Source organism: Novosphingobium terrae, assembly GCF_017163935.1.
Taxonomy (GTDB): domain Bacteria; phylum Pseudomonadota; class Alphaproteobacteria; order Sphingomonadales; family Sphingomonadaceae; genus Novosphingobium; species Novosphingobium terrae.
The window spans coordinates 1,005,498-1,031,234 of sequence record NZ_JABVZR010000001.1 but is presented as its reverse complement, the minus strand read 5'-3'; the positions used below and the strand labels follow the sequence as shown (position 1 = coordinate 1,031,234).

Genomic DNA, 25,737 nt, shown 5'->3' with positions numbered 1-25,737 from the left:
TCAAATTACGCTATCAATCATAGCTAAATGAACTCTGGGAGAGTCGAGATGGAATTCACGCGCCTTGATCCGCTGACAGGGGCTGTCGCCTCCACCGCCACGGCGATGACCCCCGCTGATGCCGCCGCCATTGCCGCCAAGGCTGGCGCCGCACAGCCCGCATGGGGCCAGATGGGCCCTAACGCCCGCCGCGCCGTGCTGGCCAAGGCCGCCGACGCTCTGCTGGCCCGCAAGGATGCCTTTGTCGAGGCGATGATGGGCGAAATCGGCGCCACCGCAGGCTGGGCGATGTTCAACCTGACGCTGGCCGCCAGCATGGTGCGCGAGGCAGCGGCCCTCACCACCCAGATCCGCGGCGAGGTGATCCCCAGCGACAAGCCCGGCTGCCTCGCCATGGCGCTGAAGGAACCCGTGGGCACGATCCTCGGCATCGCGCCGTGGAATGCGCCGATCATTCTGGGCGTGCGCGCCATCGCCACGCCGCTGGCTTGTGGCAATGCGGTGATCCTGAAGGCCAGCGAGATCTGCCCGCGCACCCATGCACTGATCATCGAGGCCTTTGCCGAGGCCGGCTTCCCCGAGGGCGTGGTCAATGTCGTCACCAACGCGCCTGCCGACGCCGGAGAGATCGTCGGCGCGCTGATCGATGCGCCTGCGGTGAAGCGCATCAACTTCACCGGCAGCACCACCGTGGGCCGCATCATCGCCAAACGCGCCGCCGAGCAGTTGAAACCCTGCCTGCTCGAACTGGGCGGCAAGGCGCCGCTGTTGGTGCTGGATGACGCCGATCTGGACGAGGCCGTGAAGGCCGCCGCTTTCGGCGCATTCATGAACCAGGGCCAGATCTGCATGTCCACCGAGCGGATCATCGTCGTCGAGGCCATCGCCGATGCCTTTGCCGAGAAGTTCGCCGCGAAAGTCGCCTCCATGGCCACCGGCGACCCGCGTGAGGGCACCACGCCGCTCGGTGCTGTGGTGGACATCAAGACCGTCAACCACGTCAACGCGTTGATCGGCGATGCCACCGCCAAGGGCGCGACCCTGCTCACCGGAGGCCCCGCCGAGAGCGTGCTGATGCAAGCCACGGTGGTCGATGGCGTGACCGAGGCGATGAACCTCTATCGCGACGAAAGCTTCGGGCCTGTCGTGGCAATGATCCGAGCCAAGGACGAAGAGGATGCCATCCGCATCGCCAATGACAGCGCCTATGGCCTCTCCAGCGCGGTCTTCACTGGCGACGGCGCACGGGGCATCCGCGTGGCGCGCCAGATCAAGGCGGGCATCTGCCATATCAACGGCCCCACCGTGCATGACGAGGCGCAGATGCCCTTCGGCGGCGTGGGCGACAGCGGCTATGGCAAGTTCGGCGGCATGCAGGGCATCGACAGCTTCACCGAAACCCGCTGGATCACCATGGAAACCCAGCCCGGCCACGTCCCGATCTGAGCTAAAGGGTCAAGCGCATGAGCAACAGCCTTTCCATGGCCGCCGCCCTGCTGGCCTCCTCCGCTGCGGCGGGGGAGCCCGTGCCGCCTCCTGCCCCGCAGCTTGAGTATGCTTTCAGCGCGCAGATCACGCTTGATCCGCCGCTGGAGATGGGCTCGGTCGATGGCGCGCGGCGCCGCTATATCGGCATCACCGGCGGCACCATCACCGGGCCGATGCTGCAGGGCACCGTGCTGCCCGGCGGCGGCGACTGGCAGAGCATCGAACCCGATGGCCTCACCCATGTCGAGGCGCATTATGCTCTGAAAGCTGCGGACGGCACGGTGATCGAGATCAGCAATCCGGGGGTGCGCGTCGCCAGCCCGGAGGTCAGCGAGAGGCTGGCGCGGGGTGAAGAGGTCGATCCTTCCGCCTATTATTTCCGCACCACGCCGCGCTTTACCGTCAAGCCCGGCCCGCATGACTGGCTGACCCGCCACGCCTTTGTCGCGCGCGGCATCCGCCTGCCGCATGAGGTGCGGATCGATGTGTTCGTGGTGCGGTAAGCCGTCCAATATCGCTATTGACTATAGCATGATGATTGATATCAATCATAGCATTCATAAGCATCCCGGAGAGCATCCATGACTGAACGCACCGAAGAAGAGACCGTCTCGCTGGTGGTTGAAAACCGCATCGCCTGGGTCTCCTACAACCGCCCCGAAAAGCGCAACTGCATGAGCCCCAAGCTCAACCGCCAGATGCTGCGCGTGCTCGAAAGCGTTGAATTCCGCGACGACGTGGGCGTGGTGGTGCTGACGGGCGAAGGCTCGGCCTTCTCGGCAGGCATGGATCTGAAGGAATATTTCCGCGAAAACGAGGAAAAGGGCCTCGGCGCCACCCGCGCCGCCCAGCGCGAGGCCTATGGCTGGTGGGACCGCCTGCGCTGGCTGGAAAAGCCCACCATCGCCATGGTCAATGGCTGGTGCTTTGGCGGCGCCTATGGTCCGCTTTTCGCCTGCGATCTGGCCGTGGCTGCCGAGGACGCGCAGTTCGGCCTTTCGGAAATCAACTGGGGCATTCTGCCCGGCGGCGGCGCCAGCAAGGTGATCGTGGAGCTGACCGGTTTCCGCAACGCCATGTATCACGCCATGATGGGCGAGAATGTCGATGGCAAGAAGGCTGCCGAATGGGGTCTGGTCAATGAGGCCGTGCCTGCCGAGCAGCTCAAGGCCCGCGTCACCGAGATGGCCAATGTGCTGCTGGGCAAGAACCCGCATGCCCTGCGCGCCACCAAATGGGCCATCCGCCGCGTGCGCGAAATGACCTATGACAATGCCGAGGATTATCTGATCCGCGCTCAGGAAGCGGCCAATTACTTCGACAGCGAAGGCCGCAAGGAAGCCACCCGCCAGTTCATCGACGACAAGACCTTCAAGCCCGGTCTTGGCGCCTACGATCTGAACAAGACGCGCGGCGAATAAAGCCAGGACCCCGCGCGCATCGACCTTTGCGATGCGCGCGGGTTTTCATGATTTGCGCCGCCTCGCCGGAGCGACACGAGACTTCACCGTGCCATCAGAATGCTCGGGAAGGCGGCCATGGGAGAGCAGGAATGACCAACTATCCCGATCGGGAGCATATCGCCCGCCTTCTGCGCCCGGCCAGCGTGGCCGTAGTAGGCGCCAGCGACAAGCCGGGCGCGCTGGGCGCCAGTGTGCTGGGCAATCTGCTGCGCAATGGTTTTGCGGGCAAGATCTACCCGGTGAACCCCAATCGCGACAAGATCGGCGATCTGCCCTGCCTCCCCTCCGTCGATGCCCTGCCCGAGGGCGTGGATGTGGCCGTGCTGGCCATCCCTCAGGCCTTTGTGCTGGATACGGTGCGCGGGCTGGCAGCACGCAAGGTCGGCGCGGCGATCATCTTCTCGGCAGGCTTTGCCGAGGGCGGCGCTGAAGGCCTTGCCCAGCAGGCCGAGATCGCCCGCATCGGCCGCGAAAGCGGCATGGTGATCGAGGGGCCCAACTGCCTCGGCCTGGTCAACTATGTGGGCAATGCCGCGCTGACCTTCGTGGAAACCCATGTCACGCCGCCTGCGGGCAAGGCGCTGGCGGTGATCTCGCAATCGGGCGCGATGGCGGCGGTGCTGTGCACCACCATGCTGGCCCGCCAGGTGCCGGTGGCCTATTCGGTCTCCACCGGCAATGAGGCCGCCAGCGGGGTGGAACACTACATCGACTGGCTGGTGGAGGACCCGCACACGCAGGTCGTGGCGATGATCGTGGAACAGTTCCGCAATCCGCAGGCTTTCCTTGCCGCCGCCCGGGCGCTGCATGCCGCCGGCAAGCGCATCGTGCTGCTGCACCCCGGCAAGTCCAGCGCGGCGCGTGAATCCGCCGCCACCCACACCGGTGCCATGGCGGGCGATTACCAGCTGATGCGCGCCAAGGTGGAGCGCGCCGGTGTGATCTTCGCCGAAACGCTCGAAGAGCTGGGCGACATTGCCGAAGTGCTGCTGCGCAGCCCGGCGCTGGCCGCCCGCGAGGTCGCCGTGCTGGGCGAGAGCGGCGCCTTCAAGGCGCTGACCCTCGATCTGGCCGAGGAGCTGGGCCTGCCGCTCGCCCCGCTGCATGATGAGGACAGCCCGGCCCTGCGCGCCGCTTTGCCCGTCTTCGTGCCGGTGTCCAACCCGCTGGACATCACGGCGCAGGGCCTGTCGCAGCCTTCGATCTACACCGAGATTCTCAAGGCGCTGCTCAGCGATGACCGGATCGGCGCGGTGATCGCGGGAATCATTCAGGGCGATCCCGTCACCGCCCGGATCAAGGTGCCCGCCATCCTGCCCGCGCTGGAGGGCGCCACCAAGCCGGTGATCTTCGCTGGTCTGGATGAAGGCGCCGATATTCCCGCGCATTATATCGCCGATCTGCGCGCTGCCGGGGCCACCTATTTCCCCAGCACCGAGCGCGCTTTGCGTGCGCTCACGCGCATCGGTCTGGCCGCCACCCGCGATCTGACCGACCACACGCCCGCACCATTCGCGATTCCTTCGCTTGACGATGAAGCAGGGGTGATCCCTGAATACCGCTCCAAGGCGCTGCTGGCGCCTTTGGGTCTGGCCTTCCCGCGCGGCGGTTTTGCCGCCAGTGCCGATGAAGCTGTCACAGCGGCTCAGGCTGCCGGCTATCCGGTGGCGATGAAGGCGCAGGCCGCCGCGCTCAGCCACAAGAGCGATGCGGGCGGCGTGATCCTGAACCTGCCCGACGATGCCGCCGTGCGCGCCGCATGGGACCGCATTCACGCCAATGTCGCCGCCTATGATGCGGGCATCGCGCTGGACGGCGTGCTGATCGAAACCATGGGCGCACGCGGGCTGGAAATGATCGTCGGCGCCAGGAACGATCCCGATTGGGGCCCGGTGGTGCTGGCCGGTTTCGGCGGCGTGACGGCGGAAATCCTCAAGGATGTTGCCCTCATCACGCCAGACCTTGGCGAGGAGCAGATCATCGCCGCGCTGATGGGGCTGAAGAACGCGCCTCTGCTCGCCGGATGGCGCAGCGCTCCGGCGCTCGACGTTCAGGCGCTGGCCGGGTTGATCCGTCAGGTGGCCGCCGTGCTGGTCGCCAATCCGCGCCTGTTGGAGCTGGATCTCAACCCGGTTATCCTGCGACCCAAGGGCGAAGGCCTGTTGGCACTGGATGCGCTGATGCTGATCGGCTAGAGCGAACGTAACGGGTAGTCCATAAGACCGGAGAGAGCATGATGAATGAGCAGAATGGCGCCGATCCGCGCCAGATGATGGCCCGGCAGCCCATGCGCTGGCAGCAAATTCTGGCCATTGCGATCTGCGTCGCGCTCAATGCTCTCGACGGTTTCGATGTGCTTTCGATCAGCTTTGCCTCGCCGGGGATCGCCAAGGAATGGTCGGTCAACCGTGCCATGCTCGGCCCGGTGCTCTCTTTCGAGCTGGTCGGCATGGCGCTGGGCTCGATCCTGCTGGGCCAGGTGGCCGACAGGATCGGGCGCCGCACCACCGTGCTGGGCTGCCTGGTGACGATGGCGCTGGGCATGGGGGCCACCTCTTTCGTGACCTCGATCCCGGAGCTGGGGCTGACCCGCGTCGCCACCGGCCTTGGCATCGGCGGCATGCTGGCCGTGACCAACGCGCTGGTGGCCGAATATGCCAATGATCGCTGGCGCAGCGCCGCCGTCACCGTGATGGCAGCGGGCTATCCGATGGGCGCCATTGCGGGCGGCTCGATCGCCAGCGCGATGCTGGCCACGCATGGCTGGCGCGATGTCTTCCTGCTGGGCATGGGCATGACGGTGGTGCTGCTGCCCTTCGTGGCGATCTTCCTGCCCGAACCGGTCAGCGCCGTGCTGCTGCGCCGCGATGCGGGCACGCTGGGGCGCCTCAACCATTCGCTGCGCAAGCTGGGGCATGGCGCTGTTTCAGCCCTGCCGCCCCAGACCGAAGCCCCGCGCAAAACCACGCTGGCCGATCTCTTCGCGCCCGATCTGCGCCGCCTGACGGTGATGCTGACCATCGCCTATTTCATGCATATCCTCACCTTCTATTTCATCCTGAAATGGGTGCCCAAGGTGGTGGCGGATATGGGTTTCACCCCTTCGGCAGCGGGCGGCGTGCTGGTGTGGGCCAATGTCGGCGGGCTGGTCGGCGGGCTGGTCTTTGCCGCGCTCAGCAGCGCCCTGCCGCTGCGCAAGCTGATCGTGAGCGCCATGCTCGCCTCGGTCGTGACGGTGACATGGTTCGGCCAGCCGCATGACGGGCTGCACGCGCTGGCATGGGCAGCGGCCATCGGCGGCTTCTGCACCAATGCGGGCGTGGTGGGGCTTTACGCGCTGGTCGCCTCCTCCTTCCCCACGGCGACGCGCGCGGGCGGCACCGGCTTTGTGATCGGCGTGGGACGCGGCGGCGCGGCGCTGGGCCCGGTGATCGGCGGGCTGCTGTTTCAGGCGGGTTTCACCCTGCCGCTGGTGGCCGCAATCATGGCCTGCGGCGCGCTGGTCGCGGCCTTGTCGCTGACGGTCGGCCCGCGCGGGGCCGCCGATCCGCTGCCCGCCTAAATTTCCTCCAGCCGCCTTGCATCATAGCGCTGCTGATTGGCGCTGACGCTGCCCATACGCGTTTCGGCCCAATCGATCAGAAAGCCCAGCGCATCGAGCAATTCGCGCCCCAGCGGCGTCAGCGTATAGGTCACGCTGACAGGCACAGTGGGCTCGGCATGGCGGGTGACCAGACCATCCCTTTCCAGCGAGCGCAGGGTCTGGCTCAGCATCTTTTGCGAGATGCCGTCCACCGCGCGTTTCAACACGCTGAAACGCTGCGGGCCATCGCCCAGCAGACGCAGGATCAGCACGCTCCATGTGTCGCCGATACGGTCGAGCAATTTGCGCGTCGGGCAGTCACGCGCGAAAACATTGCCACGCCGGAGGGCATCCCCGGAAAGGCTGGCGGTTTCGTCCGGGTAACCAGGTGAGAAAAAAGTGCCGTCTTGCATGGATCGTTTCCATAGCACACCTGGTTACCAGAAGAAACCACAGGAGGTCTTTATGAAGGTAGCAGTTCTGGGCGCCAGCGGCCGCGCCGGTTCCGAAATCACCAAAGAGCTGGCCAGCCGCGGCCATCAGGTTACCGCCATCGCCCGCAAGCCCGAAGCGATTCCCGCAGCGGAAGGCGTGACGGCAAAGCAAGGCGACGCCAGCAATCCGGCCGCTCTGGCCGGGCTGATCGCGGGCAGTGACGCCGTGATCAGCGCGCTGCATTTCGATGTGTCAGCGGCAACCTTGCTGGGCGCTCTCAAGCAGGCGGGCGTGCCCCGGCTGCTGGTGACGGGCGGCGCGGCCAGCCTGCTCCTGCCCGATGGCAGCCGCGTGATCGACTCGCCCAGCTTTCCGGAAGAATGGAAAGTCCCCGCTCAAGGCGGCATCACCTTCCTTGAGACGCTGAAGGGCGAGAGCGAGATCGACTGGACCTTCTTCTCCCCCGCCGCGCTGATCTTCGAAGGCCCGCGCACCGGCGCCTATCGCCCCGGCAAGGATGAGCTGGTGGCCGATGCCCAAGGCGACAGCAAGATCAGCTTCGCCGATTACGCCATCGCCATGGTCGATGAGCTGGAGCAGCACAAGCACAGCCGCGCGCGCTTCACCGCCGCTTACTGAAGTCTGGCCTGCCGGGTGTGATCGCCACGCCCGGCAGCGCTGCATCAGGCGGTTGCGCGGGCCACCGCCGCCAAAGCCGCCCAGCGCTCCTGAGAGGCGACCTGGGCGTGCAGCGCAGGCAGCACGCCCGCCTTACGCAGCATCAGAAAGTCCGCATCGGGAAGCGCTTCGAGCCGCTCTGCGGAGATGGAGAAATACTCCAGTAGCAGTTGCGGCGCGCTGGCGCCCGGCGGAGTGCGCGCCGCTGTTTTGGGCTCCAGCAGATTGTAGGCCGCCAGCATCTCAAGCACCAGAATGCTGCGGTCCTGCCCCGCCTGATAGCTGTCGCAAAAGCCCAGCGCCTGTCGGGTCAGCTCGGTGGGTACACCCCCATGGAACAGCGGCACGGCGCCCGGAGTCCCCAGCGGCGCCACCCGGCGCGAGCTGTGATCAAGATAGAGCAACGGCCCCGCCATCCCCTGCGCCCGCACAAAGGCAAAGGGATAGCGGCGCAGATAGGCGGGAACATAGGCATCCGCGCGGTAGAACCCGTTGCGGATAAACAGATTGCGCTGCGGATCGAGCCCCGTGACAGCATAGGGCTGCCGCGCCGCGCCGATGAAGACGATGGGGTAATCCATCCCCGCCCGCTCGAACTCGTCGGCGGCCAATGGGATCAGCGGGGCATGGGCGGCAAAGCTGTAATCCGCCGTATCGGCCAGCACGCCCACCCCGCCATGGGTGGCGCTGGTGACCGGATGCGGGTCCCCGTAAAGCGGGAGATTGACTCGGAAGGATGGTGCGGGCGGGGGCGCCGCTTGCGCTGCGACACCTTCCGCCTGCGTGAAGACGCTCTGGTTGATATACGCCATCTTGCCTCTGCCATCTGACATGGAAATCCGGCCATCATCGTCCATGAAAGCCGGATCAAAAAACCAAACGTCGGCAGGGATAACACAGGCAGATTGTACCGATGACGGTCAGTACCACTCCGCAAATAACCCTATAATCGGGGTGTGAGGCGCGATTTATTCGGCCTCGTTCTTCACCAGAGCATCGGCGATGATGGCTGCGAGGCTTTCTTCCGCGCGCAGGCGGGCATTGTCATCCTTGCCGGCCAGATCATGGCGAATCCACTGAGGCAGACGCTGCACGACCGAGAGAATGAGATGGCCTTGTTCACTGTTCATTCCCTCCCTATGCTCGATCCGTCGCGTCTGCACAACCGATCTGCGACGAATGGTGCGATGAGCTGTGGATGACCGCATGTCTCTCGCAAGCGCGACAAGGCCCTATGGCTGATCCATCAGAGACTTATCGCACAGAGCTACAGGCCTTTCTCAAACCGGCCACCGCCATGCTGCATTGCGATAAAATCAGGCCTTCTGCCGCCCGCGCAGCAGGTGAATCGCCCCGCCCAGCAGGTTCCAGCACAGGCAGGCAACCAGAGTCTTGGTCGGCAGACTGATGAAGAGATAGAGGCACCCGGCCACCGCCCCTGCCCCCACCACGATGCCTGCCGGAACGCGGAACGGGCGCGGCATATCGGGCGCGCGGCGCCTCAGCACGATCAGGCAGAGGCCCACGGCGGCAAAGGCGATCAGCGTCCCGGCATTGGCCAGCGCGGCGATCTCGGAAATCGGCAGGATGCCCGCCAGAATGGCGACGATCACGGCGGTCATCGTCGTCACCCGCACCGGCGTCCCGCGCGAGGAGAGCCTGGCCAGCGAGGTCGGCAGAAAGCCGTCGCGCGCCATGGCCAGGAAGATGCGGCTCTGGCCGTAGAGGAAGCCCAGCAGCACGGTGGGCAGCGCGATCACCGCCGCAATGGCCACGATCCGCGCGATGGAGGCCTGCCCCATCTGGCGCAGGATCAGCGCGAGAGGCTCGGGGCTTTCGGCAAAGCTGGTGAAGGGCATGGCGCCAATCGCGGCGGCGGCCACCAGCACATAGACCAGCGTGCAGATCACCAGCGAACCGACAATGCCGATCACCAGATCGCGGCCCGGATTGCGGGTTTCCTCAGCCGCGGTGGAGATGGCGTCAAAACCGTAGAAGGCGAAGAAGATGATGGCGGCGGCGGCCATCACCCCGCGCTCGATGCCATCGGGGCTCATATGCTTGCTGAAGCCATAGGGCATGAAGGGCGTGAGATGCGCCGCATCGAAGGCGGGCAGCGCCACGGCCACAAAGAGGCTGAGCGTCAGGATCTTGATCACCACCAGAATGGTGTTGATGCGCGCGCTTTCCTTCGTGCCGAAGGCCAGCAGACCGGCCACCACGGCGATGATGAAGATGGCGGGCAGATTGACGATGCCGCCCAGTTCCGGCCCGATCGTCAGCGCCTTGGGAAAGCCCACCGCCTGAAGCAGCGGCGCGGCATAGCCCGACCAGCCCACCGCCACGGTGGAGACCACCAGCGAATATTCCAGGATCAGGCTCCAGCCCACGATCCAGCCAACGGTCCGCCCCAGCACCTTGTGGCTGTAGCTGTAGGCGCTGCCCGCCATGGGCATCATCGCGGAGAGTTCGGCATAGGCCAGCGCCGCGCAGGCGCAGATCGCCCCGGCAATGGCAAAAGACAGCAGCACCGCCGGGCCCGCCCGGTCAGCGCCGACGCCGATCAGCGTGAGAATGCCGGTGCCCACGATCGAGCCGACCCCCAGCGCCAGCAGATGAGGCCAGGACAGGGTTCTGGGCAGGACGGCGGGTTCGGCAGAGGCCATAGCAGCTTTCTCTCACGGTGTGCGGCGCGAGGGTCCGAAGCCTGCGCTCATCATGATGGATCAGGCGGCATAGCGGCAAAGCAACGCGCCGAACAAGGCATGATGGCCCGCCATCCCCAGCCGGAAAGAGCGGCTTATCTGCCGCGGCAGGCACAGCCCGCCGCCCATACCGCACCGCACAACGACACGCTGCAGCGCAGAAATTCTTTGTTACGAAACCAGAATTCTGCGGAAACGTCTTACCTTCACATTGGGATCGAACGCGCAGCCCCCCGCGCAATCATCACAGGAGATTCGCCATGACCCGCCCTCGCACCTTTCAGGCCGCCCGCCCTGATCCGCGCCAACAGGCCTCGAACGAAGCCAGTCTCCGGCTGAAAGGCACGATGGCGCTGCTGGGCGTGGGCCTGGCCATTCTGGCCTTTCTCGTCGCCATCGACCGGCCCCAGTGGTTCCATATCCGCCCGGCCACCGGCACCTCGCTGGCGCTTTCGCATGCGATGGGCGGCAAGCCCGCAGACAGCAAAGGGCAGCAGGCGGTCAAACCGGCAAGCCATCCCTGATCCGCAACGCACCCTTGCTTTCCAGATCTTTGCAGGACAGTTTGCCGACCCATGATCGTGATTTCCAAATCGAGCTACCAGACCATCGTCGGCGGCATCAAAGGGCCTTTGCTGCTGCTGTTCGTGTGGGATGTGATCGTCACCGTCACCTATTACCACTTTCCCTTTCAGGCGCCGGGCCTGCCGCTGACCCTGTTCGGCAGCGTTCTGGCGCTGATTTTGGGGTTTCGCAGCACATCGGCCTATCAGCGCTGGTGGGAAGGGCGCGGACTGTGGGGGCTGATGATCAACGCCAACCGCAATCTGGCACGCGCCGCCGCCAATTTCCTGCCTGACAGCGGCGCGACCAGCCTGCGCCGCGCCATCGTGCTGCGCCAGATCGCCTATGTGAACGCCTTGCGCTGCCAGTTGCGCCGCCTGCCGCTGGAAAAGGCGCTGCTGCCCGATCTCTCCCCCGGCGAGGCCGAGACCGCGCTGACCCGCGCCAATGTCGCCAATGCCGTGCTGGATGGCACCGGTCGGCTGATCGCCGAGGCGAAGCAGCAGGGGCTGATCGACACCATTCAGCAGACCCATATGGAAGGCATTCTGGTCGATATGGCCAATGCGCAGGGCGGGATGGAACGGCTGAAGAACACCCCCCTGCCCGCGCAGTTCCGGGTGTTTCCCAAGCTGTTCACCCATCTGTTCTGCCTGCTGCTGCCCTTCGGTCTGGTCGAGGCGCTGGGCGTGGCGACGCCGCTGGGCTCGACCGTGGCGGGCACGATGTTTCTGGCCGTGCTGGCCATCGGCGACGATCTGGTCGACCCCTTCGCCAACACGATCCACGATCTGCCGCTGGAGGCCATGTGCCGCACCATCGAGATCGATCTGACGCAAGGTCTGGGCGATGCCGCGCCAGCGCCGGTCACGCCGGATGAGGCCGGAGTGCTGTGGTAAGATTCAGGGCCGCGCCGGCGCCTGCTCCAGCAGGGCCAGCGTGGCCAGATCTTCATGGCCGAACCAGTCGGCCAGCGCGGCGCTGATCCGGGGATCCCCCCCCGCCCTGGCAAACAGCGTCAGCGACGAGCGCAACTTGAGTGCATCCACATGGCCGAACACTGCTTCGGCATCCTTGTGGGCCAAGGCCTGAAGCGCCGCCACACACATGCGATAGCGCGCGCCCAGCACGGGATGCTCCAGATAGGCCCGTGCCTCCTGCAGCGAGGTGATGGCATAGCGCAGCGCCATGGCGCTATGCCCCAGACCGGCCAATTGCGGAAAGATAAACCACATCCAATGGCTGCGCTTGGCGCCCTGCCGGATCTCGGCAAGGGCCTGATCATAGGTCACCTCCTGCGCCTCGACGAAGCGATCCAGCGCGAAGGCGTCACCCATGATCCGGGCGCCTGCTCAATGCCGCCGGTTCACGCGGGGATGGCGGGGCATGCGCGCACGCGTGATCTCCGCCGTTTCCTGCTTCACCGAACGGTCCAGCACCACGAAAGACAGCAGCAGCGCCCCCACCACGGTAAAGACCGAGACCATCCGCACAAACAGGCTCTGCTCCAGCGGGCTGACCAGCAGGCCGCAGACCACAACCGCCAGCATCACCAGCGCCGCCCAGGGCCGGTGAAGCCGGTCAGCGGCCATCCAGGCCAGCGAGCACAGCAGCACCGAAACCAGCAGACTGCCGATCATCAGCGCCGCACCATCGGCAAAGATCGAGATCATACCCATAGCAACCTCTTTTCAAGCATCCTCTCCGGCGTGCCGATCTGTGGTGTCGGTTTTCGCCTGATGCTGATGAAATACATATCGCATTACGATGTTCCTTGCGAGTCCTTCCTTCCACCCCGCGCAGGACCCGCTTGATGGAAAAGACAAATTTTTCACGCGCGGATGGAACAAATTCCCAAGTCGTATTTTTTCGACAAAAATTTCGCAGTTGCGGGAACCACCTTCAAACAAGACCGTTGAGCAAATCAAGACGCTGCGGCTTGCCCGAAGACATCCCGACCCAAAAGGTTAAGATGTCCTTACGGGCCATGCCGAGCATCATTTTGAGCGCCTGAGCTTGGTAACGCGGCTCAGGCGCTCAATTTATATGTGGATTCCGTGGCTTGCCCCGTCCACACTTGATCCGTAGCCCGCTCGTCATACGCTGCACTGCGATATAAGATACGATTTTACACGTATACTTAAGGCAAAATAAACCATTTTGCTGGAAAAGTCCGTATCGGCGCTTCGGCTGTTCCGCATGGCCACCGCTTCCGGATTTGCCGAGCGCCACCCCTCTTCTGCCCCCGCCTTATGCTGCGCTGCAGCAGCCTTTTCCCTACAAGGGCGCATGATGCATCCCTCCGTTTCAGCCCTTTGGCAGCACTATCGGCAGTTGCATCCCGATGCCCCACCCGGCCTCCCACCTGTCGAACATTTCTGCGACAATCAGGCCGAGGCCGACCAATGCGCGCAGCTGGTGGTGCAAGGGATCAAGCAAGCAACATCCTCGGCTCTCGTCGCCTATCGCATCGCCCAAGAAGCGCTGCCACAAGCCGGTCATCTGGTGATCATCACCAGCTGGGCCGGTGAAGCCAAAGCCATCATCCGCACACACACCGTTACCCTCTGCCGCTTCGGGGATGTCTCGGCCCGTTTTGCCTGGCTGGAAGGCGAAGGCGACCGCTCGCTGGCCTCATGGCGCGCAGCACATCGGGCCTTCTGGACCCGCACGCTGGCAGGAACGGGCCAAGTCGTGGATGATGACCTTCAGGTGGTCTGCGAGATGTTCGACACCGTGCTGATCGCCCCGCCCGCCTGAAGCCGCGACGCTCCTCAGCCCTGCGGCAAAGCCGAAGGACCGGCCAGATCGGCCAGCGGCGTATCCACGCTGAAATGCAGCCCCTCGGGCGCATAATCCACATGCAGCCGCCCGGTCATATGCGCCAGCAGGACCCGCTCGATCATACGGCTGCCAAAGCCGCGATGCTGCGGAGGGTGGACCAGCGGCCCGCCATGCTCCTGCCAGTCCAGCAGAAAATGCTGCTGCACCCCACCATATGCCAAGGCCCGCTCTTCCACCGCCCAGCACAGGGTGATGCGGCCGCCCTCATGGCTCAGCGCACCATATTTGACGGCATTGGTCGCCAGCTCATGCACCGTCAGCGTCAGGGCCAAGGCCACCTGGGCACCGATGCGCAGATCCGGGCCGCTCAGCGCGATCCGCTCGCCATAGGCCGAAACGCAGCAGAGGCCCGCGCCGATGGTCTCGCTCAGGCTGCCCTCTTTCCAGGCGCTGCTGGTCAGGCCGTCGGTCGCCTGAGCCAGCGCCAGCATGCGCGAGGCGATCTTGGCCGAGGCATCCTCCAGCCCCGCGGCATGGCGCAAGGTCTGGCTGACGATCGACTGCACCAGCGAAAGCAAATTCTTCAGCCGATGGCTCAATTCGCCATTGAGCATGGCCTGATGCTCATGCGCATCGCGCATGGCGGTGTGATCGCGCGAGACCACCAGAATGCGGCCGACCGCGCCGCTCTCATCCATCAGCGGCGAGACGGTGACATGCCACCATCTGGGCCGCCCCAACAGCGTAAGCCCCGCGCCCTCGAATTGCGAGGTCTCCCCCGCCAGCGCCGCCAGCAGGGCGACACGGGCCAGATCGCGGCTTTCCGGCGTGGCCATGTAATCGGGCCAATAGGTGCCCTTCACCTGCGCCAGATCGGCGATCTCGGCGGTGCGCATGCCGCCTTCATTGATAAAGCCGAGCGTGCCGTCCAGCTCGATCAGCTTGATGCAATCGCTTGAAGCGTCGAGGATTTTCGAGAGCAGCGCCTCACTTTCGGCCAGTGTCGCGCGAGCCGCTTCGGCCTGCTGCTGAGCCTCGACCCGGGCGGTGATATCGCTGGCCATGCCGAACCATTCGACCAGCGCACCATCGGCATCGAACTGCGGAATGGCACGCGAAAACACCCAGCCCGCCGAGCCATCAGCCCGCTTCACCCGATGCTCCAGCTCAAAGGTGCCGCCCCGCCGCAAGGCCTCCTGCGTGGCGGCGCGGATCATGGGCTGATCCTCGGGGAAAATATAATCCTCCAGCCAGCGGACGCTGGAGCCCTGCGTATCGGCCAGCATCTCCCGGCCCTGCAACTCGCGCATTTCGCTCCAATCGGCGCTCATGCGGTAGATCATGTCAGAGCTGGCGCGCAGCAGGGCATGCATCCGCTGCTCACTGCGCGCCAGGGCCTCCTCCGCGCGGCGGCGCTGGGTGATATCCTGCATCACGATCAACAACTGCCCCGGCGCGCCCTTCAGCGGCGAAACCGACACCGCCAGCACCATGCCATGAGGGCCCCTCTCCCGCTCGAACCGCATCGGCTTGCCGCTGGCCAGCACGCGATCATAGGCATCGTAACAGGCCTCGGCTTCGCGGGGGAAGGTGTCGCGGATGGTCTGGCCGGTCAGATCGCCCATGCCGAACATGGCGCGCATCGCCGGGTTGATCGCCAGATAACGATAGTTGCGCGAAGCCTCAGGCCCGGCAGGCAGGCGCTCGACGAGGCAAGCACCTTCATCGATGGCGTCAAAAACGGCGCGCAGCCCCACGGCCGCATCAGCCTCACCCGTAAGCGGCTGTTGTCCCTCGATCATGCCCGCACCGTCCCGCCAGAACCCACGCAAGCCCTGCAGAGTCCATCCTCCCCGCGCCGGCCTTTTACCATTTCGGGGCGCAGGAAGGAAGGGTGCGGCAAGGCTTTCCCGGCGGCCTCCAAGCAGGAGACGACGCGCGAAACTTGCATCTTTCCGCCAGCCCCTCGGAAAAATGCGTGCAGGCAATGCCTTGGCCCCCGCCCCGCCCTCGCCTATAGGCACCCCATGAGGAGCGAGGAGCAACGCCGCCTGCTGGGCCAATTCATCCGCTCGCACCGCGAGGGGCTCACGCCCGACCTGCCCACCGCCCGCCGCCGCACCCCCGGCCTGCGCCGCGAGGAACTGGCCGCCCGCGCCGGGATCGGCGCCACCTGGTGCGCCTGGATCGAGCAGGGTCGCGACGTCAGCGTCTCGCCCGAGGCCCTGCGCCGCCTCGCCATGGCGCTGGCCCTGACCCCGGCAGAGCGCGCCTATCTCTTCGAACTGGCCGGCCGCCGCGATCCCGACGCCCCCGCACCCTCTGCCGCCGCCGATGCGCCCGAGGCTCTGCACGCCATGGTCGGGCTGATCGCTCACCCGGCCTATGGCCTCGACCGCCTGTGGAACGCCTGCTGCTGGAACGAGGCGGCGCGCCAGCTTTTCGCCCCATGGCTGGAGGGCGACGGGCCCCATAATCTGCTGCGCTACGTCTTCACCCAAGACGCCGCCCGCGCCCTGATCCCCGACTGGGAAAACCGCGCCACCCGTCTGCTGGCCGAGTTCCGCGCCGATTATGGCCGGGCGCTGGACGATCCGCGCGCTCTGGCGCTGGTGGAGGGTTTGAAAGCCGAGAGCCCGTTCTTCGCCGAAGTGTGGGACCGTCAGGCCGTGGTCGCGCGCGAGGGCGGGCTGCGGGGTTTTGTGCATCCCGCGCAGGGTCTGATCGCCTATCGGCAGCACACGCTGCACCCCACCGAGCGCAGCGATTACAAGCTGGTGGTGTTGGTGCCTTCTGAAGAATGAGAAGAAGGCTAAGCAGGGGGTGTTACACCCCCTGCACCCCCGGAACGTCTTCCGACGATAAGGCGGTGGCACCCAACCGGTGCGCGCAACCTCTCCACCTGCGTAACGTCAAGCGCCGCAGGCAGCGAGATCCTGATCAATAGAGGTGTTCACGTTTTTAAAGCCTGCGGCGCAGCGACATTAGCCCTATGGCCGAACCCGATGCGCAACGCAGACATTCATGGGAGCGCGAGGGTGTAACACCCTCGCATTTATCCCTTTCATCTACCCTTCAATCCTTCCAACGCGCAGCCTTCACCTTCACACTCACCACCGGCCCCAGCGTTTCGGCATTCTCACCCACGGCGAAACCGTAGTCACCCGCAGGCACCGACCAGCCGCCATCCTTCCAATCGGCCAGCAAACGCTGATCGATGTTGAACGCGACATTCTGCGAAGCGCCCGGCGCCAGCTCGACGCGCTGGAAGCCCACCAGACGGCGCAGCTTCTGCCCATTGCGGCTCACCAGATAGACCTGACCCACCGTGGCGCCCCCACGCTGGCCGGTGTTGGCCAGCGCGAAGCTGGCCTTGTGGCCGTCTGTCTTCAGGGCGCCGCTGGTGAAGCTGGTGTAGCTCAGGCCGAAGCCGAAGGGGAACAGCGGCTTGGCGTTCTGGCGGGCGAACCAGCGGTAACCCACGTCCGAACCCTCGATGTCGTAATCGACATGGAGCTGGGCGTCCTTGCTGGGGGCGTCGCCGGAGAAGTTGGGATCGTACTGATCGTAGCCGTCGATCTTCGCGCGGGGCAGCTGGCTCTCGCTGGCCGGGAAGGTGATCGGCAGGCGGCCCGAGGGGTTGGTGTCGCCGAAGAGCACGCTGGCGATGGCCTCGCCGCCGCGCGCGCCGGGGAACCATGCCTCGACCACGGCGGCGGTCTTGTCGAGCCAGGGCATCAGCACGGGGTTGCCGGTTTCCAGCACGACGATGGTGTGCGGGTTGGCGGCGGCGACGGCCTCGATCAAGGCGTCCTGCCCGCGTGGCAGTGTCAGATCGGCCTGATCGAGCCCTTCGGAGGCCCATTTGGTGGCGAAAACGATGGCCACGTCAGCCTTCTTGGCCGCCGCAACCGCGTCGGAGATGTAGGTGCCGGTGCGGAAGTTCACCTCAGCCTGAGGGGCCAGCGCCTTGATCGCATCGACCGGGGCCGAGCGGTGATACTGTTCGGCGATGAAGGAGGCCCAGGGGCCGGTGCCGCCCAGCGGGATCACGGCCGCAGGGCCATCCTTGCCCTGCACCTGGCTGGAGCCGGCGCCAGACAGCACGCCGGTATCGGCATAGCCGCCGATCACCGCGATATGCTTGGCCGTCTTGGCCAGCGGCAGGGCGTTGCCCGTGTTGCGCAGCAAAACGATGCCCTGCCTGGCGGTTTCCAGCGAGACGGCGCTGTCGGCCTTGAAGTCGATCTCGCCGCCGGGCTTGGCGGGATTCTTGTCGAGCCCGTTGTCGTAGATCGCCCAGAGGATGCGCTTGTTCATATCGTCGAGGCGGGCGGCATAGGCCGGATCGCTCTTGGCGGCGGCGGCCAGCTTGTCGGCGAAGAAGATGCCCGGATCGAGCTGCTCGCCAGACTGCTGGTCGAGGCCCTTGAGCGCCGCGTCCAGCCCCGGCACCGCGCCCCAGTCGGACATGACGAAGCCCTTGTAGCGCCAGTCCTTCTTCAGCACTGTGTTCAGCAGATAGTCGCTGGCGCAGGCCTGCTCGCCATGCACGCGGTTGTAGGAGCACATGACCGAGCCGGGGTTGCCGACCTCGATGCCGATCTTGAACGCCAGCAGATCGCTTTCACGCGCGGCGGCGTCGCTGATCTTCACATCGGCGAATTTGCGGCCCGTCTCCTGACCGTTCAGCGCGAAATGCTTGATGGTCGAGATGATATGGTTCGACTGGATGCCCGCAATGGCGTTGCCCACCAGCACGCCCGAGAGCAGCGGATCTTCCGAGAGATATTCGAAGGTGCGGCCATTGCGCGGATCGCGCGTCAGATTGGTGCCACCCGCCAGCAGGATGTTGAAGCCCTTGGCGCGCGCTTCGCTGCCGATCATCGCGCCGCCTTCGCGCAGGATCTGCGGGTTCCAACTGGCGGCCATGGCCACGCCGCTGGGCAGCGCGGTGGCGCCATCCTTGCGCAGGCCCATCACATAGGCCACGCCCAGCGAGGCGTCGGTTTCCTTGAGCGCCGGCACCGCAAGGCGGTCGATCCCGGGAATGAAGCCCGCGCCGATGATGGCGCCCGGCGGCGGCGGCGGCGCATTGGGCACGATGGGCAGCGGCATGATGCCATGGGTCAGCACGGTCTTTTCCTCGGGCGTCATCGCCTTGACCGTGGCTGCCGCGCGCTGCTCGGCATCGGTTGGCGCTGCTGCCGCCGCTCCGGCGGCTGCCAACGCCATCAGAGCCACGCCGATCCGTCCGGCCTGCACCATCCGCTTTGCTACCATGCGCTTGATATCCTTGTCTTTCAAGGCAGCCGGTCAGCACGCACAACAGGCGGCAGGCAGACCGGCGGGCCTCTCCCTTCGTTGATCCTGTCGCAGAAATCATCCAGCTGGATGGTTTTGTCAACCAGCCTTGCTCAGGCCTCGTTACGGCGCAGCAGAAGGGTCAGGATGGCATCGGCGTGGCGCTCGATCGCGGCCTCCTGCGTGAAGTCGTAATTCAGCGCGCCCTGCGCCTCGCGCGCCAGCACAAAGGGCAATTGCGCCATGCCCACGATGGCATAGAGCAGGGATTCCGGAGGCACCGCAGGCAAAATCCCCGCCTCCATCAACGTCTTCAACTGAGGCATGAACCCCGCGTGGTTGTGCTTCACAAATTCCTCGATCATCCATTCCAGACGCGGACCGCCACGGATGGCCTCGGCGATGGTGATGCGGGCATGCTCGGGATGCTGCGCACAATAGCGCGTGTAGCGGCGCATCTGCTGGCGGAAGCGCTCGACCGGATCGAGATCCTGCTCATAAATCTCCGGCGCATTCACCTGAGCATCGATCAGGGCGAACATGTCGCGCACGGCCTCGCGCCACAGGGCGTCCTTGGTGCCGAAATGATAGGTGATCATCGAATGGGTGACCCCCGCCTCACGCGCGATGTCGCGGCTGCTGGCGCCGTCGAAGCCCTGTTCGGCAAAGGCATCGCGTGCCTTTTGCAGGATGCGGGCACGGGTTTCCTCGGCCCGGGGCTGGATCGGTGGACGGCGGGGCGCGCGCGAAGAGGTCATGCCGGCAATCATCGCTGCAATCGCCGGGAGGAGCAAGGATCGCTTCGTATTCAGCACGGATTGCGGCTTGCGGGCAGCAAAGGCGGCCCTTATCGGCCAAGGTGTTGCCCTATGAAGGATGCCCCCGATGAGCCTGCTGCCCCCGCCTCCCGCCTCGCGCCTGCTGGGCGATACCGGCCTTGCCATCTCCCCCATCGCCTGGGGCATGTGGCGCCTGACCGAGGGCGCCGCCACGGTGGAGCAGGCCGCGCGCCGCGTGCATGCCGCGCTGGACGCCGGGATCACCCTGTTGGACACCGCCGATATCTATGGCTTTGGCGATGCGGGCTTTGGCGCCGCGGAAAGCCTGCTCGGCGAGGTGCTGCGCGCCGAACCCGCGCTGCGCCAGCGCATGGTGCTGGCCACCAAGGGCGGCATCCGCCCGCCCCTGCCCTATGACCAGAGCCCCGCCTATCTGGCCGAGGCGATCGATGCCTCGCTCAAGCGTCTGGGTGTGGAGACCGTGGATCTGTGGCAGGTCCATCGCCCCGATATCCTCGCCCATCCGCAAGAGGTGGCGCGCGCGCTGGACGATGCGGTGGCGGCAGGCAAGATCCGGGCGCTGGGCGTTTCGAACTTTACCGTGGCGCAGACGGCGGCGCTGAACCAGTTTCTGGGGCAGAAGCTGGTCGCCACCCAGCCCGAAATCAGCCCGCTGCGGCTCACCTGTTTCGAAAATGGCGAACTGGATCAGGCGATGATGCTGGGGCTGACCCCGCTGGCATGGTCACCGCTGGGCGGTGGCCGTCTGGCCGATCCGCAGAGCCCGCGTGAAAAGGCCGTGGCGGCGGCGCTGGACAAGGTGGCGCAGGAGCAGGGCGTGTCGCGCATGGCGGCTACCTATGGCTGGCTGATGGCGCATCCTTCGGGCATCGTGCCCATCGTCGGCTCGCAGAACCCCGCGCGCATTGCCGAGGGCATGGAAGCGCTCAAGATCCGCTGGACGCGTCAGGACTGGTACGCAGTGCTGGTGGCGGCGCGCGGCGAAGCCCTGCCCTGACGACTGTTTGCCCTGACGACCGGCTGCCCTGAACACCTTTCCCTCTGCCGGCTTCAATTTTACCGCAAGGAAACTCTGGGCCTCCTCAGGCGTAACCGACATGGAATGTCTGTCGGGAGGCACCTGAGGAGAGATCCCATGCAGGGCGACGACGAGGAAATCCATATCGAGACCGACAAGGCTCGCGGCGGCTCCACCCCCGGCGTGGTGCGCTGGATGCTGCTGATCGGGCTGAGCGTGACGATCCTTGGCATGATCGTGCTCTGGGCGCTGAACAGAGGCGCACCATAACCAACACAGCCTGGTTCAAAAACACCGGGACCATTTGGCCCTCACGCCCATTGCACCATCATGCCTCCGGGGACTGCATTGCCCCCATCACCCTGCAGCATGGCATGCAGCAAGGGTGCAGCATCGCGCCTTCCCGCGACGCCCGGAAGCCTGTCTGAAACCCAAGCATGTTTGAGGAGAGAGTGATGAACAAATCCCTGATCCGGCTCACCTTGCCCGCTCTGCTGCCCGCGCTGGCTCTGGCGGCCTGCCAGAAGGCGCCCTCCACCTCCGATGCCGTCAGCAGCAGTGCCGCGCTTGACGACCCCGCCGCCGTCTCCAGCAGCGACAGTGCCATCGACACCGCCCCGGTGACCGATGCCAGGAGCTATATCGAAAAGGCCGGCGCGGGCGACAAGTTCGAGATCGAATCCTCGCGCGCCATCCTCAAGACCACCAAGAATGCCGAGATCGAGAATTTCGCCAAGATGATGATCTCGGCCCATCAGGACTCCACCGAGAAGGTGAAGAAGGCGGCCATGGCGGCGGGCATCAAGGCGCCCGAACCTACGCTACCGCCCGAGCTTCAGCAGAAGCTGGATGCCATCAAGGCCGCCAAGGGCGAGGATGCCGACAAGCTCTACATCGAGGATCAGAAGGAAGGCCATCAGGCCGCTCTGGCCCTGCACAAGAGCTATGGCGCCGGTGGCGACACGCCTCAGCTCAAGGTGGTGGCCGACAACATCGTGCCCGTGGTGCGCGACCATATCACCATGCTGAACAAGATCAGCGGCTGAAACGAGAATGGCCGGGCATCACGCCCGGCCATCCCTTGATCAACGTGATGCCTCAAGCCACGCGGGGCGCCAGATGCCATTGCGGCGGCGCTTCCTCACCGATCAGCCGCTGCATTTCGGTGGTGATATAGTCGCGGGTCATGGGCAGCACATCCTGCCTCTTCACGCTCTGGAGATGGAAGTTGACCATCTCGTCATTGCGGAAGGCCTGCTCGGCCCCGGCGAGATAGAACTGCCACATGCGCAGCAATTGCTCATCGTAAAGCGCGATGATTTCCTTGGAATGCAGCGTGGTGCGGCGATACCATTCGGCCAGCGTGTGGCCGTAATGATAGCGCAGGATCTCCACATCGGCCAATTGCCAGCCGGTGCGCTCAATGGCTTTCACCAGCTCGCTCATTGCGGGAATGTAGCCGCCGGGGAAGATGTAATTGCGCGTCCAGGCATCGGTGAAACCCGGGCCACCGGTGCGACCGATGGTATGGGTCAGCATGATCCCATCATCCTTCAGCCGGTCGAACGTATGGCCGAAATATTCGCCGAAATGCCGCGCCCCCACATGCTCGATCATGCCCACGCTGGTGATGCGGTCGAACTGGTCTTTCAGATCGCGGTAATCCACCAGTTCGAAGCGCACCTTATCGGCAACGCCTGCCGCCTCGGCCCGCTCCTGCGCGAATTTCACCTGATCGGGCGCCAGCGAGATGCCCAGCACCTCGCAGCCGTAATGGCGGTTGAGATAGAGCGCCAACCCGCCCCAGCCGCAGCCGATATCCAGCACCCGCATGCCCCTGGCCGAACCATCGGTGGGCAGATGCAGCTTGGCGGCGATCAGCGCCTTCTTCTCCAGCTGCGCCCGCTCCAGCGTGGCCTTGTCATCGGCGAAATAGGCCATGGTGTATTGCCGGTCCTCATCGAGGAACAGCTCATAGAACTGGCGGTTGAGGTCGTAATGGTGGCGCACATTGCTGCTGGCGCGCTTGCGATAGTTGAACTGATCGGCCCACCAGCCGATCTTGTCGAACAGGTTCCGCAGCTTGCCCGGCGCCTGCATATGGGTCTTGGCGGCGCGGGCCTCGGCGCTGAACATCAGCACCAGATCGCGAATGTCATGCGGGCATTCGACGACCATCCAGCCGCGCATATAGGCTTCACCCGCGCCCAGAGCGGGATAGCGGGCGATGTGGTTGGCAGTGCGCTTGTCGGTAAAGGTCAGGCGGATCGGGTTTTCGCTGGGTTGCCCGTATGTGTAGACGCGAAGATCGGCATCGGTGATCTGCAAGGACCCATGACGGATCAGCCGGCGCAACAAACGGTCAAGCAACCACATGCCTGTTCTCTTCCTTTACACTACCCCCGTAACCCAACGTTCCAAAGATCACCCCGTTCCGCCCTATGGTCAAGAGCTACCTAGGTATTGGCCGAAGATTTTCGCGCGAAAAACAGCTGGATTGCTGCCGCCAACGCCGAGGCGCCCAGACCGATCAGCGCCACCAGCGGCCAGCCGCCATGCGCCCAGCCCCAGGCGGCGCCCGCCGAGCCCAGCGCGCCGCCCACGAACATCACCGCCATGAAGATGGTGTTGATCCGCGAGCGTGCCTCGGGCTTGAGGGCAAAAATGATATGCTGGTTGGAAATCAGCGCGATCTGCACCCCGAAATCCAGCGCAATCACCCCCAGCACCATGCCTGCCAGCGTATCCCACAGGCGGATCACCACCCAGCCGGCCACAACCACCAGAGCGCCGGCCACGATCATCGGACGCGGCCCATGCTTGTCGGCCACGCGCCCCGCCAAAGGCGCAGCCGCCACGCCGACAAGGCCGATCACGCCGAACAACCCGGCCGCTCCTGCGCCCAGCCCGAAACGCGGCTCCTGCAGGTGCAGCGCCAGGATCGACCAGAAGGCCGAAAAGGACCCGAAGACCAGCCCCTGGCTGATCGCCCCCAGCCGCAGCGCGGGAAAATCGAGCCACAGATGCTCCATCGAGGCGAGCAAGGCGCCATAGCCCAGCCCGGCATCAGGCTTGCTGTGCGGCAAGCGCCAGCGCATCAGCGCTCCGGCCAACAGCGAGAGCGGCACGGCCAGCGCGAACATCGCCCGCCACCCGGCATGGCCGCCCACAATGCCCGCCAGCGTGCGGCTCAGCAAAATGCCGCAAAGCAGGCCGGACATCACCGTGCCCACCACCGCGCCGCGCTTCTCCGGGCTGGCCAGATGGGCGGCAAAAGGCACGATCTGCTGCGCCACCGTCGACATCGCGCCCACCACCGCAGCCGCCAGCAGCAGCATCGCGGCATTGGGCGCCATGGCCAGCAGCGCCAGAGCCCCCGCCAGCAGCAGGAACTGCACCACGATCAACCGGCGCCGCTCCAGCAGATCGCCCAGCGGCACCAGCAGCACCAGCCCCGCCGCATAGCCCAGCTGTGTCACCATCGGCAGCATCGCAGAGAGCGTGCCGGGCATTTCGCGCTCGATCAGCCCCAGCATCGGCTGGTTGTAATAGATGTTGGCCACACCCATGCCCGTCGCCACCGCCATGGCCAGCGTGGGAAGCGCCGGAGTGACAGAGGGGCGAGCAGCGGCGGTGGCACCGGCCTGCGGATGGGGCATGGATTGTCCTTCGATGAAGCCGCTGAGGGGGGGATGTCAGCGCGAACTTCCCCATAGGCCTCCCCCACCCACACAGGCAATGCTTTTGGCGACATGGGCGCTTGCCGCTTTCGCAACACGCTCAGGCTCAAACAGGCGATCTCAAGCGGGGTGGAGTCCGGAACACCGCAGCGTTCCAGTCATTTTTCCGTCATGAACGAGCAATCCCCCCTGATCCCCACCCTGCCTCAGGGTACGCCGCCCGAGGATCTGGTCCCCATCGGCGCCCCGGGCGGGCTGGATGCGGCAATCAATCCGCTGGGCGCGGAACTCTGGTTCCTGCGTGACCGTGACGGCGGCCATCTGCTGTGGAACGGCAATCCCGACATCTGGTCGGGCCGTGCGCCGATCCTCTTTCCCATCGTCGGCCGCCTGCGCGATGACAGCTACCGCCACGATGGCCATGTCTACCGCCTCCCCCGCCACGGCTTTGCCCGCCACGCGCGCTTCACGCCCGGCGCCCATGACGACCATCACGCCCTCTTCCGGCTGGAGGACAATGCCGAAACCCGCGCCGCCTACCCCTTCGCCTTCGCCCTGACGATCAGCTACGCCATCACCGGCAACACGCTGACCATCGGCGCCGAAGTGGCCAACCGCGGCGACACCCCCATGCCCTTCAGCTTCGGCTTCCATCCCGCCCTGCGCTGGCCCTTGCCCCAGGGCGGCCTGCGCGCCGCGCATCACATCCTTTTCGACAGGCCCGAGGCGCCCGATATCGCCCGCCTCGACAGCAACGGCCTGCTGGCCCGCAGCGAACCCTCGCCACTGGAAGGTCAGGAACTGCGCCTGCGCGACGCCCTGTTCGAGCAGGACGCGCTGATCTTCCCCGAAGTGAACAGCCACGCCTTCACTTACACCTCTCCGGGCGGCCCGGCGATCCGCCTCCAGACCGAGAACCTGCCCGACCTTGGCATCTGGACCAAGCCCGACGCCGACTTCATCTGCATCGAGCCATGGCAAGGCCACGCCGATGCGGACGATTTCTCAGGCGATATCTTTCAGAAGCCGGGGGTGATTGTCTTGCCTCCGGGGGAGGTGTGGAAGGCAAGCATGAGCCTGACTCATGAACGCTCCGCGTAAGGAAGGGGAAAGTAGAAGATGCGAGGGGGTTACCCCCTCGCGCTCCCATGACGTCTTCCGACGAAAGCTCAGTGGCGCCGAAGCCAAGCGCCCAGCCTCTCCACCTGCGCAACATAAGGCGCCGCAGGCAATCA

At 65.3% G+C, this 25,737-nt stretch carries 25 protein-coding genes; 14 read left to right on the top strand and 11 right to left on the bottom strand.

Features of this window, described 5'->3' with window-relative positions; genetic code table 11:
• The first annotated feature begins 48 nt into the window (after positions 1-48).
• From HGK27_RS04875 to HGK27_RS04855, 5 genes are all read left to right on the top strand, one after another.
• The gene (locus tag HGK27_RS04875; protein ID WP_206239179.1) at positions 49-1,446 is read left to right on the top strand and encodes an aldehyde dehydrogenase; all 1,398 of its coding nucleotides are present in this window, start codon (positions 49-51) and stop codon (positions 1,444-1,446) included.
• Between the two features lie 17 nt (positions 1,447-1,463).
• Entirely contained in the window at positions 1,464-1,991 is a 528-nt protein-coding gene (locus tag HGK27_RS04870) for a DUF3237 domain-containing protein (RefSeq protein ID WP_206239177.1), read from the top strand.
• 78 nt (positions 1,992-2,069) lie between these two features.
• Positions 2,070-2,909: a p-hydroxycinnamoyl CoA hydratase/lyase gene (locus tag HGK27_RS04865; protein ID WP_206239175.1), complete on the top strand. Its 840-nt coding sequence runs from the start codon at positions 2,070-2,072 to the stop codon at positions 2,907-2,909.
• 131 nt (positions 2,910-3,040) lie between these two features.
• Positions 3,041-5,146: an acetate--CoA ligase family protein gene (locus HGK27_RS04860; RefSeq protein WP_206239173.1), complete on the top strand. Its 2,106-nt coding sequence runs from the start codon at positions 3,041-3,043 to the stop codon at positions 5,144-5,146.
• 38 nt (positions 5,147-5,184) lie between these two features.
• Complete coding sequence (locus HGK27_RS04855) at positions 5,185-6,513, top strand: MFS transporter (RefSeq protein WP_407674589.1); 1,329 nt, start codon at positions 5,185-5,187, stop codon at positions 6,511-6,513.
• Here HGK27_RS04855 and HGK27_RS04850 read toward each other — a convergent pair.
• Positions 6,510-6,947, bottom strand: coding sequence for a winged helix-turn-helix transcriptional regulator (locus HGK27_RS04850; RefSeq protein ID WP_206239171.1), 438 nt, complete (start codon positions 6,945-6,947; stop codon positions 6,510-6,512). The two genes, HGK27_RS04855 and HGK27_RS04850, sit on opposite strands and share 4 nt — an antisense overlap.
• Positions 6,948-6,999: 52 nt before the next feature.
• On the opposite strand from HGK27_RS04850, the gene HGK27_RS04845 reads away from it, so the two are divergent.
• Positions 7,000-7,608, top strand: coding sequence for an NAD(P)-dependent oxidoreductase (locus HGK27_RS04845; protein ID WP_206239169.1), 609 nt, complete (start codon positions 7,000-7,002; stop codon positions 7,606-7,608).
• Positions 7,609-7,652: 44 nt separating this feature from the next.
• On the opposite strand, the gene HGK27_RS04840 is transcribed toward HGK27_RS04845, so the two are convergent.
• From HGK27_RS04840 to HGK27_RS04830, 3 genes are all read right to left on the bottom strand, one after another.
• Positions 7,653-8,459 carry a SapC family protein gene (locus tag HGK27_RS04840; protein WP_206239167.1) on the bottom strand — a complete coding sequence of 269 codons (807 nt, stop codon included), beginning with the start codon at positions 8,457-8,459 and terminating at the stop codon, positions 7,653-7,655.
• Positions 8,460-8,615: 156 nt separating this feature from the next.
• On the bottom strand, positions 8,616-8,777 hold the full coding sequence (locus HGK27_RS04835; protein WP_206239165.1) for a hypothetical protein: 162 nt from the start codon (positions 8,775-8,777) through the stop codon (positions 8,616-8,618).
• A gap of 186 nt (positions 8,778-8,963) precedes the next feature.
• Positions 8,964-10,313, bottom strand: coding sequence for an amino acid permease (locus HGK27_RS04830; protein WP_206239163.1), 1,350 nt, complete (start codon positions 10,311-10,313; stop codon positions 8,964-8,966).
• A 299-nt stretch (positions 10,314-10,612) separates the two neighbouring features.
• On the opposite strand from HGK27_RS04830, the gene HGK27_RS04825 reads away from it, so the two are divergent.
• Positions 10,613-10,876: a hypothetical protein gene (locus HGK27_RS04825; RefSeq protein ID WP_206243372.1), complete on the top strand. Its 264-nt coding sequence runs from the start codon at positions 10,613-10,615 to the stop codon at positions 10,874-10,876.
• Positions 10,877-10,927: 51 nt separating this feature from the next.
• Complete coding sequence (locus HGK27_RS04820; protein ID WP_206239161.1) at positions 10,928-11,815, top strand: bestrophin family protein; 888 nt, start codon at positions 10,928-10,930, stop codon at positions 11,813-11,815.
• Positions 11,816-11,818: 3 nt separating this feature from the next.
• On the opposite strand, the gene HGK27_RS04815 is transcribed toward HGK27_RS04820, so the two are convergent.
• Both HGK27_RS04815 and HGK27_RS04810 read right to left on the bottom strand, forming a co-directional pair.
• Positions 11,819-12,253, bottom strand: a complete 435-nt coding sequence (locus HGK27_RS04815; RefSeq protein ID WP_206239159.1) for a DUF1810 domain-containing protein — start codon at positions 12,251-12,253, stop codon at positions 11,819-11,821.
• Between the two features lie 15 nt (positions 12,254-12,268).
• Positions 12,269-12,595, bottom strand: coding sequence for a hypothetical protein (locus tag HGK27_RS04810; protein WP_206239158.1), 327 nt, complete (start codon positions 12,593-12,595; stop codon positions 12,269-12,271).
• A gap of 610 nt (positions 12,596-13,205) precedes the next feature.
• On the opposite strand from HGK27_RS04810, the gene HGK27_RS04805 reads away from it, so the two are divergent.
• Positions 13,206-13,676 carry an ASCH domain-containing protein gene (locus tag HGK27_RS04805; protein ID WP_206239156.1) on the top strand — a complete coding sequence of 157 codons (471 nt, stop codon included), beginning with the start codon at positions 13,206-13,208 and terminating at the stop codon, positions 13,674-13,676.
• Between the two features lie 14 nt (positions 13,677-13,690).
• Here HGK27_RS04805 and HGK27_RS04800 read toward each other — a convergent pair whose 3' ends face one another.
• Positions 13,691-15,502: a PAS domain-containing protein gene (locus tag HGK27_RS04800; protein ID WP_206239154.1), complete on the bottom strand. Its 1,812-nt coding sequence runs from the start codon at positions 15,500-15,502 to the stop codon at positions 13,691-13,693.
• A 225-nt stretch (positions 15,503-15,727) separates the two neighbouring features.
• Between HGK27_RS04800 and HGK27_RS04795 the strand changes: the two genes are divergently transcribed.
• Positions 15,728-16,504, top strand: coding sequence for a helix-turn-helix transcriptional regulator (locus HGK27_RS04795; RefSeq protein WP_206239152.1), 777 nt, complete (start codon positions 15,728-15,730; stop codon positions 16,502-16,504).
• A 271-nt stretch (positions 16,505-16,775) separates the two neighbouring features.
• Here the strand turns inward: HGK27_RS04795 and HGK27_RS04790 are convergent, their stop codons facing one another.
• Both HGK27_RS04790 and HGK27_RS04785 read right to left on the bottom strand, forming a co-directional pair.
• The gene (locus tag HGK27_RS04790) at positions 16,776-18,983 is read right to left on the bottom strand and encodes a beta-glucosidase family protein (protein ID WP_206239150.1); all 2,208 of its coding nucleotides are present in this window, start codon (positions 18,981-18,983) and stop codon (positions 16,776-16,778) included.
• Positions 18,984-19,117: 134 nt separating this feature from the next.
• Positions 19,118-19,762, bottom strand: coding sequence for a TetR/AcrR family transcriptional regulator (locus HGK27_RS04785; RefSeq protein WP_206239148.1), 645 nt, complete (start codon positions 19,760-19,762; stop codon positions 19,118-19,120).
• A gap of 127 nt (positions 19,763-19,889) precedes the next feature.
• Between HGK27_RS04785 and HGK27_RS04780 the strand changes: the two genes are divergently transcribed.
• From HGK27_RS04780 to HGK27_RS04770, 3 genes are all read left to right on the top strand, one after another.
• Entirely contained in the window at positions 19,890-20,801 is a 912-nt protein-coding gene (locus HGK27_RS04780; protein ID WP_206239146.1) for an aldo/keto reductase, read from the top strand.
• Positions 20,802-20,939: 138 nt separating this feature from the next.
• A complete protein-coding gene (locus HGK27_RS04775) occupies positions 20,940-21,092 on the top strand; it encodes a hypothetical protein (RefSeq protein ID WP_206239144.1) in 153 nt (50 codons plus the stop codon).
• 185 nt (positions 21,093-21,277) lie between these two features.
• Positions 21,278-21,868, top strand: a complete 591-nt coding sequence (locus HGK27_RS04770; protein WP_206239142.1) for a DUF4142 domain-containing protein — start codon at positions 21,278-21,280, stop codon at positions 21,866-21,868.
• Between the two features lie 52 nt (positions 21,869-21,920).
• Here HGK27_RS04770 and HGK27_RS04765 read toward each other — a convergent pair whose 3' ends face one another.
• The gene (locus HGK27_RS04765; RefSeq protein WP_206239141.1) at positions 21,921-23,198 is read right to left on the bottom strand and encodes an SAM-dependent methyltransferase; all 1,278 of its coding nucleotides are present in this window, start codon (positions 23,196-23,198) and stop codon (positions 21,921-21,923) included.
• An 80-nt stretch (positions 23,199-23,278) separates the two neighbouring features.
• A complete protein-coding gene (locus HGK27_RS04760; RefSeq protein WP_206239139.1) occupies positions 23,279-24,481 on the bottom strand; it encodes an MFS transporter in 1,203 nt (400 codons plus the stop codon).
• 192 nt (positions 24,482-24,673) lie between these two features.
• Between HGK27_RS04760 and HGK27_RS04755 the strand changes: the two genes are divergently transcribed.
• Positions 24,674-25,603: an aldose 1-epimerase family protein gene (locus HGK27_RS04755; protein WP_206239138.1), complete on the top strand. Its 930-nt coding sequence runs from the start codon at positions 24,674-24,676 to the stop codon at positions 25,601-25,603.
• Positions 25,604-25,737: the final 134 nt, after the last annotated feature.

Coding starts and splice junctions, on each gene's coding strand:
- HGK27_RS04875 (WP_206239179.1), top strand. CDS start 49: ATGGAATTCACGCGCCTTGATCCGCTGACAGGGGCTGTCGCCTCCACC.
- HGK27_RS04870 (WP_206239177.1), top strand. CDS start 1,464: ATGAGCAACAGCCTTTCCATGGCCGCCGCCCTGCTGGCCTCCTCCGCT.
- HGK27_RS04865 (WP_206239175.1), top strand. CDS start 2,070: ATGACTGAACGCACCGAAGAAGAGACCGTCTCGCTGGTGGTTGAAAAC.
- HGK27_RS04860 (WP_206239173.1), top strand. CDS start 3,041: ATGACCAACTATCCCGATCGGGAGCATATCGCCCGCCTTCTGCGCCCG.
- HGK27_RS04855 (WP_407674589.1), top strand. CDS start 5,185: ATGATGAATGAGCAGAATGGCGCCGATCCGCGCCAGATGATGGCCCGG.
- HGK27_RS04850 (WP_206239171.1), bottom strand. CDS start 6,947: ATGCAAGACGGCACTTTTTTCTCACCTGGTTACCCGGACGAAACCGCC.
- HGK27_RS04845 (WP_206239169.1), top strand. CDS start 7,000: ATGAAGGTAGCAGTTCTGGGCGCCAGCGGCCGCGCCGGTTCCGAAATC.
- HGK27_RS04840 (WP_206239167.1), bottom strand. CDS start 8,459: ATGGCGTATATCAACCAGAGCGTCTTCACGCAGGCGGAAGGTGTCGCA.
- HGK27_RS04835 (WP_206239165.1), bottom strand. CDS start 8,777: ATGAACAGTGAACAAGGCCATCTCATTCTCTCGGTCGTGCAGCGTCTG.
- HGK27_RS04830 (WP_206239163.1), bottom strand. CDS start 10,313: ATGGCCTCTGCCGAACCCGCCGTCCTGCCCAGAACCCTGTCCTGGCCT.
- HGK27_RS04825 (WP_206243372.1), top strand. CDS start 10,613: ATGACCCGCCCTCGCACCTTTCAGGCCGCCCGCCCTGATCCGCGCCAA.
- HGK27_RS04820 (WP_206239161.1), top strand. CDS start 10,928: ATGATCGTGATTTCCAAATCGAGCTACCAGACCATCGTCGGCGGCATC.
- HGK27_RS04815 (WP_206239159.1), bottom strand. CDS start 12,253: ATGGGTGACGCCTTCGCGCTGGATCGCTTCGTCGAGGCGCAGGAGGTG.
- HGK27_RS04810 (WP_206239158.1), bottom strand. CDS start 12,595: ATGGGTATGATCTCGATCTTTGCCGATGGTGCGGCGCTGATGATCGGC.
- HGK27_RS04805 (WP_206239156.1), top strand. CDS start 13,206: ATGATGCATCCCTCCGTTTCAGCCCTTTGGCAGCACTATCGGCAGTTG.
- HGK27_RS04800 (WP_206239154.1), bottom strand. CDS start 15,502: ATGATCGAGGGACAACAGCCGCTTACGGGTGAGGCTGATGCGGCCGTG.
- HGK27_RS04795 (WP_206239152.1), top strand. CDS start 15,728: ATGAGGAGCGAGGAGCAACGCCGCCTGCTGGGCCAATTCATCCGCTCG.
- HGK27_RS04790 (WP_206239150.1), bottom strand. CDS start 18,983: ATGGTAGCAAAGCGGATGGTGCAGGCCGGACGGATCGGCGTGGCTCTG.
- HGK27_RS04785 (WP_206239148.1), bottom strand. CDS start 19,762: ATGACCTCTTCGCGCGCGCCCCGCCGTCCACCGATCCAGCCCCGGGCC.
- HGK27_RS04780 (WP_206239146.1), top strand. CDS start 19,890: ATGAGCCTGCTGCCCCCGCCTCCCGCCTCGCGCCTGCTGGGCGATACC.
- HGK27_RS04775 (WP_206239144.1), top strand. CDS start 20,940: ATGCAGGGCGACGACGAGGAAATCCATATCGAGACCGACAAGGCTCGC.
- HGK27_RS04770 (WP_206239142.1), top strand. CDS start 21,278: ATGAACAAATCCCTGATCCGGCTCACCTTGCCCGCTCTGCTGCCCGCG.
- HGK27_RS04765 (WP_206239141.1), bottom strand. CDS start 23,198: ATGTGGTTGCTTGACCGTTTGTTGCGCCGGCTGATCCGTCATGGGTCC.
- HGK27_RS04760 (WP_206239139.1), bottom strand. CDS start 24,481: ATGCCCCATCCGCAGGCCGGTGCCACCGCCGCTGCTCGCCCCTCTGTC.
- HGK27_RS04755 (WP_206239138.1), top strand. CDS start 24,674: ATGAACGAGCAATCCCCCCTGATCCCCACCCTGCCTCAGGGTACGCCG.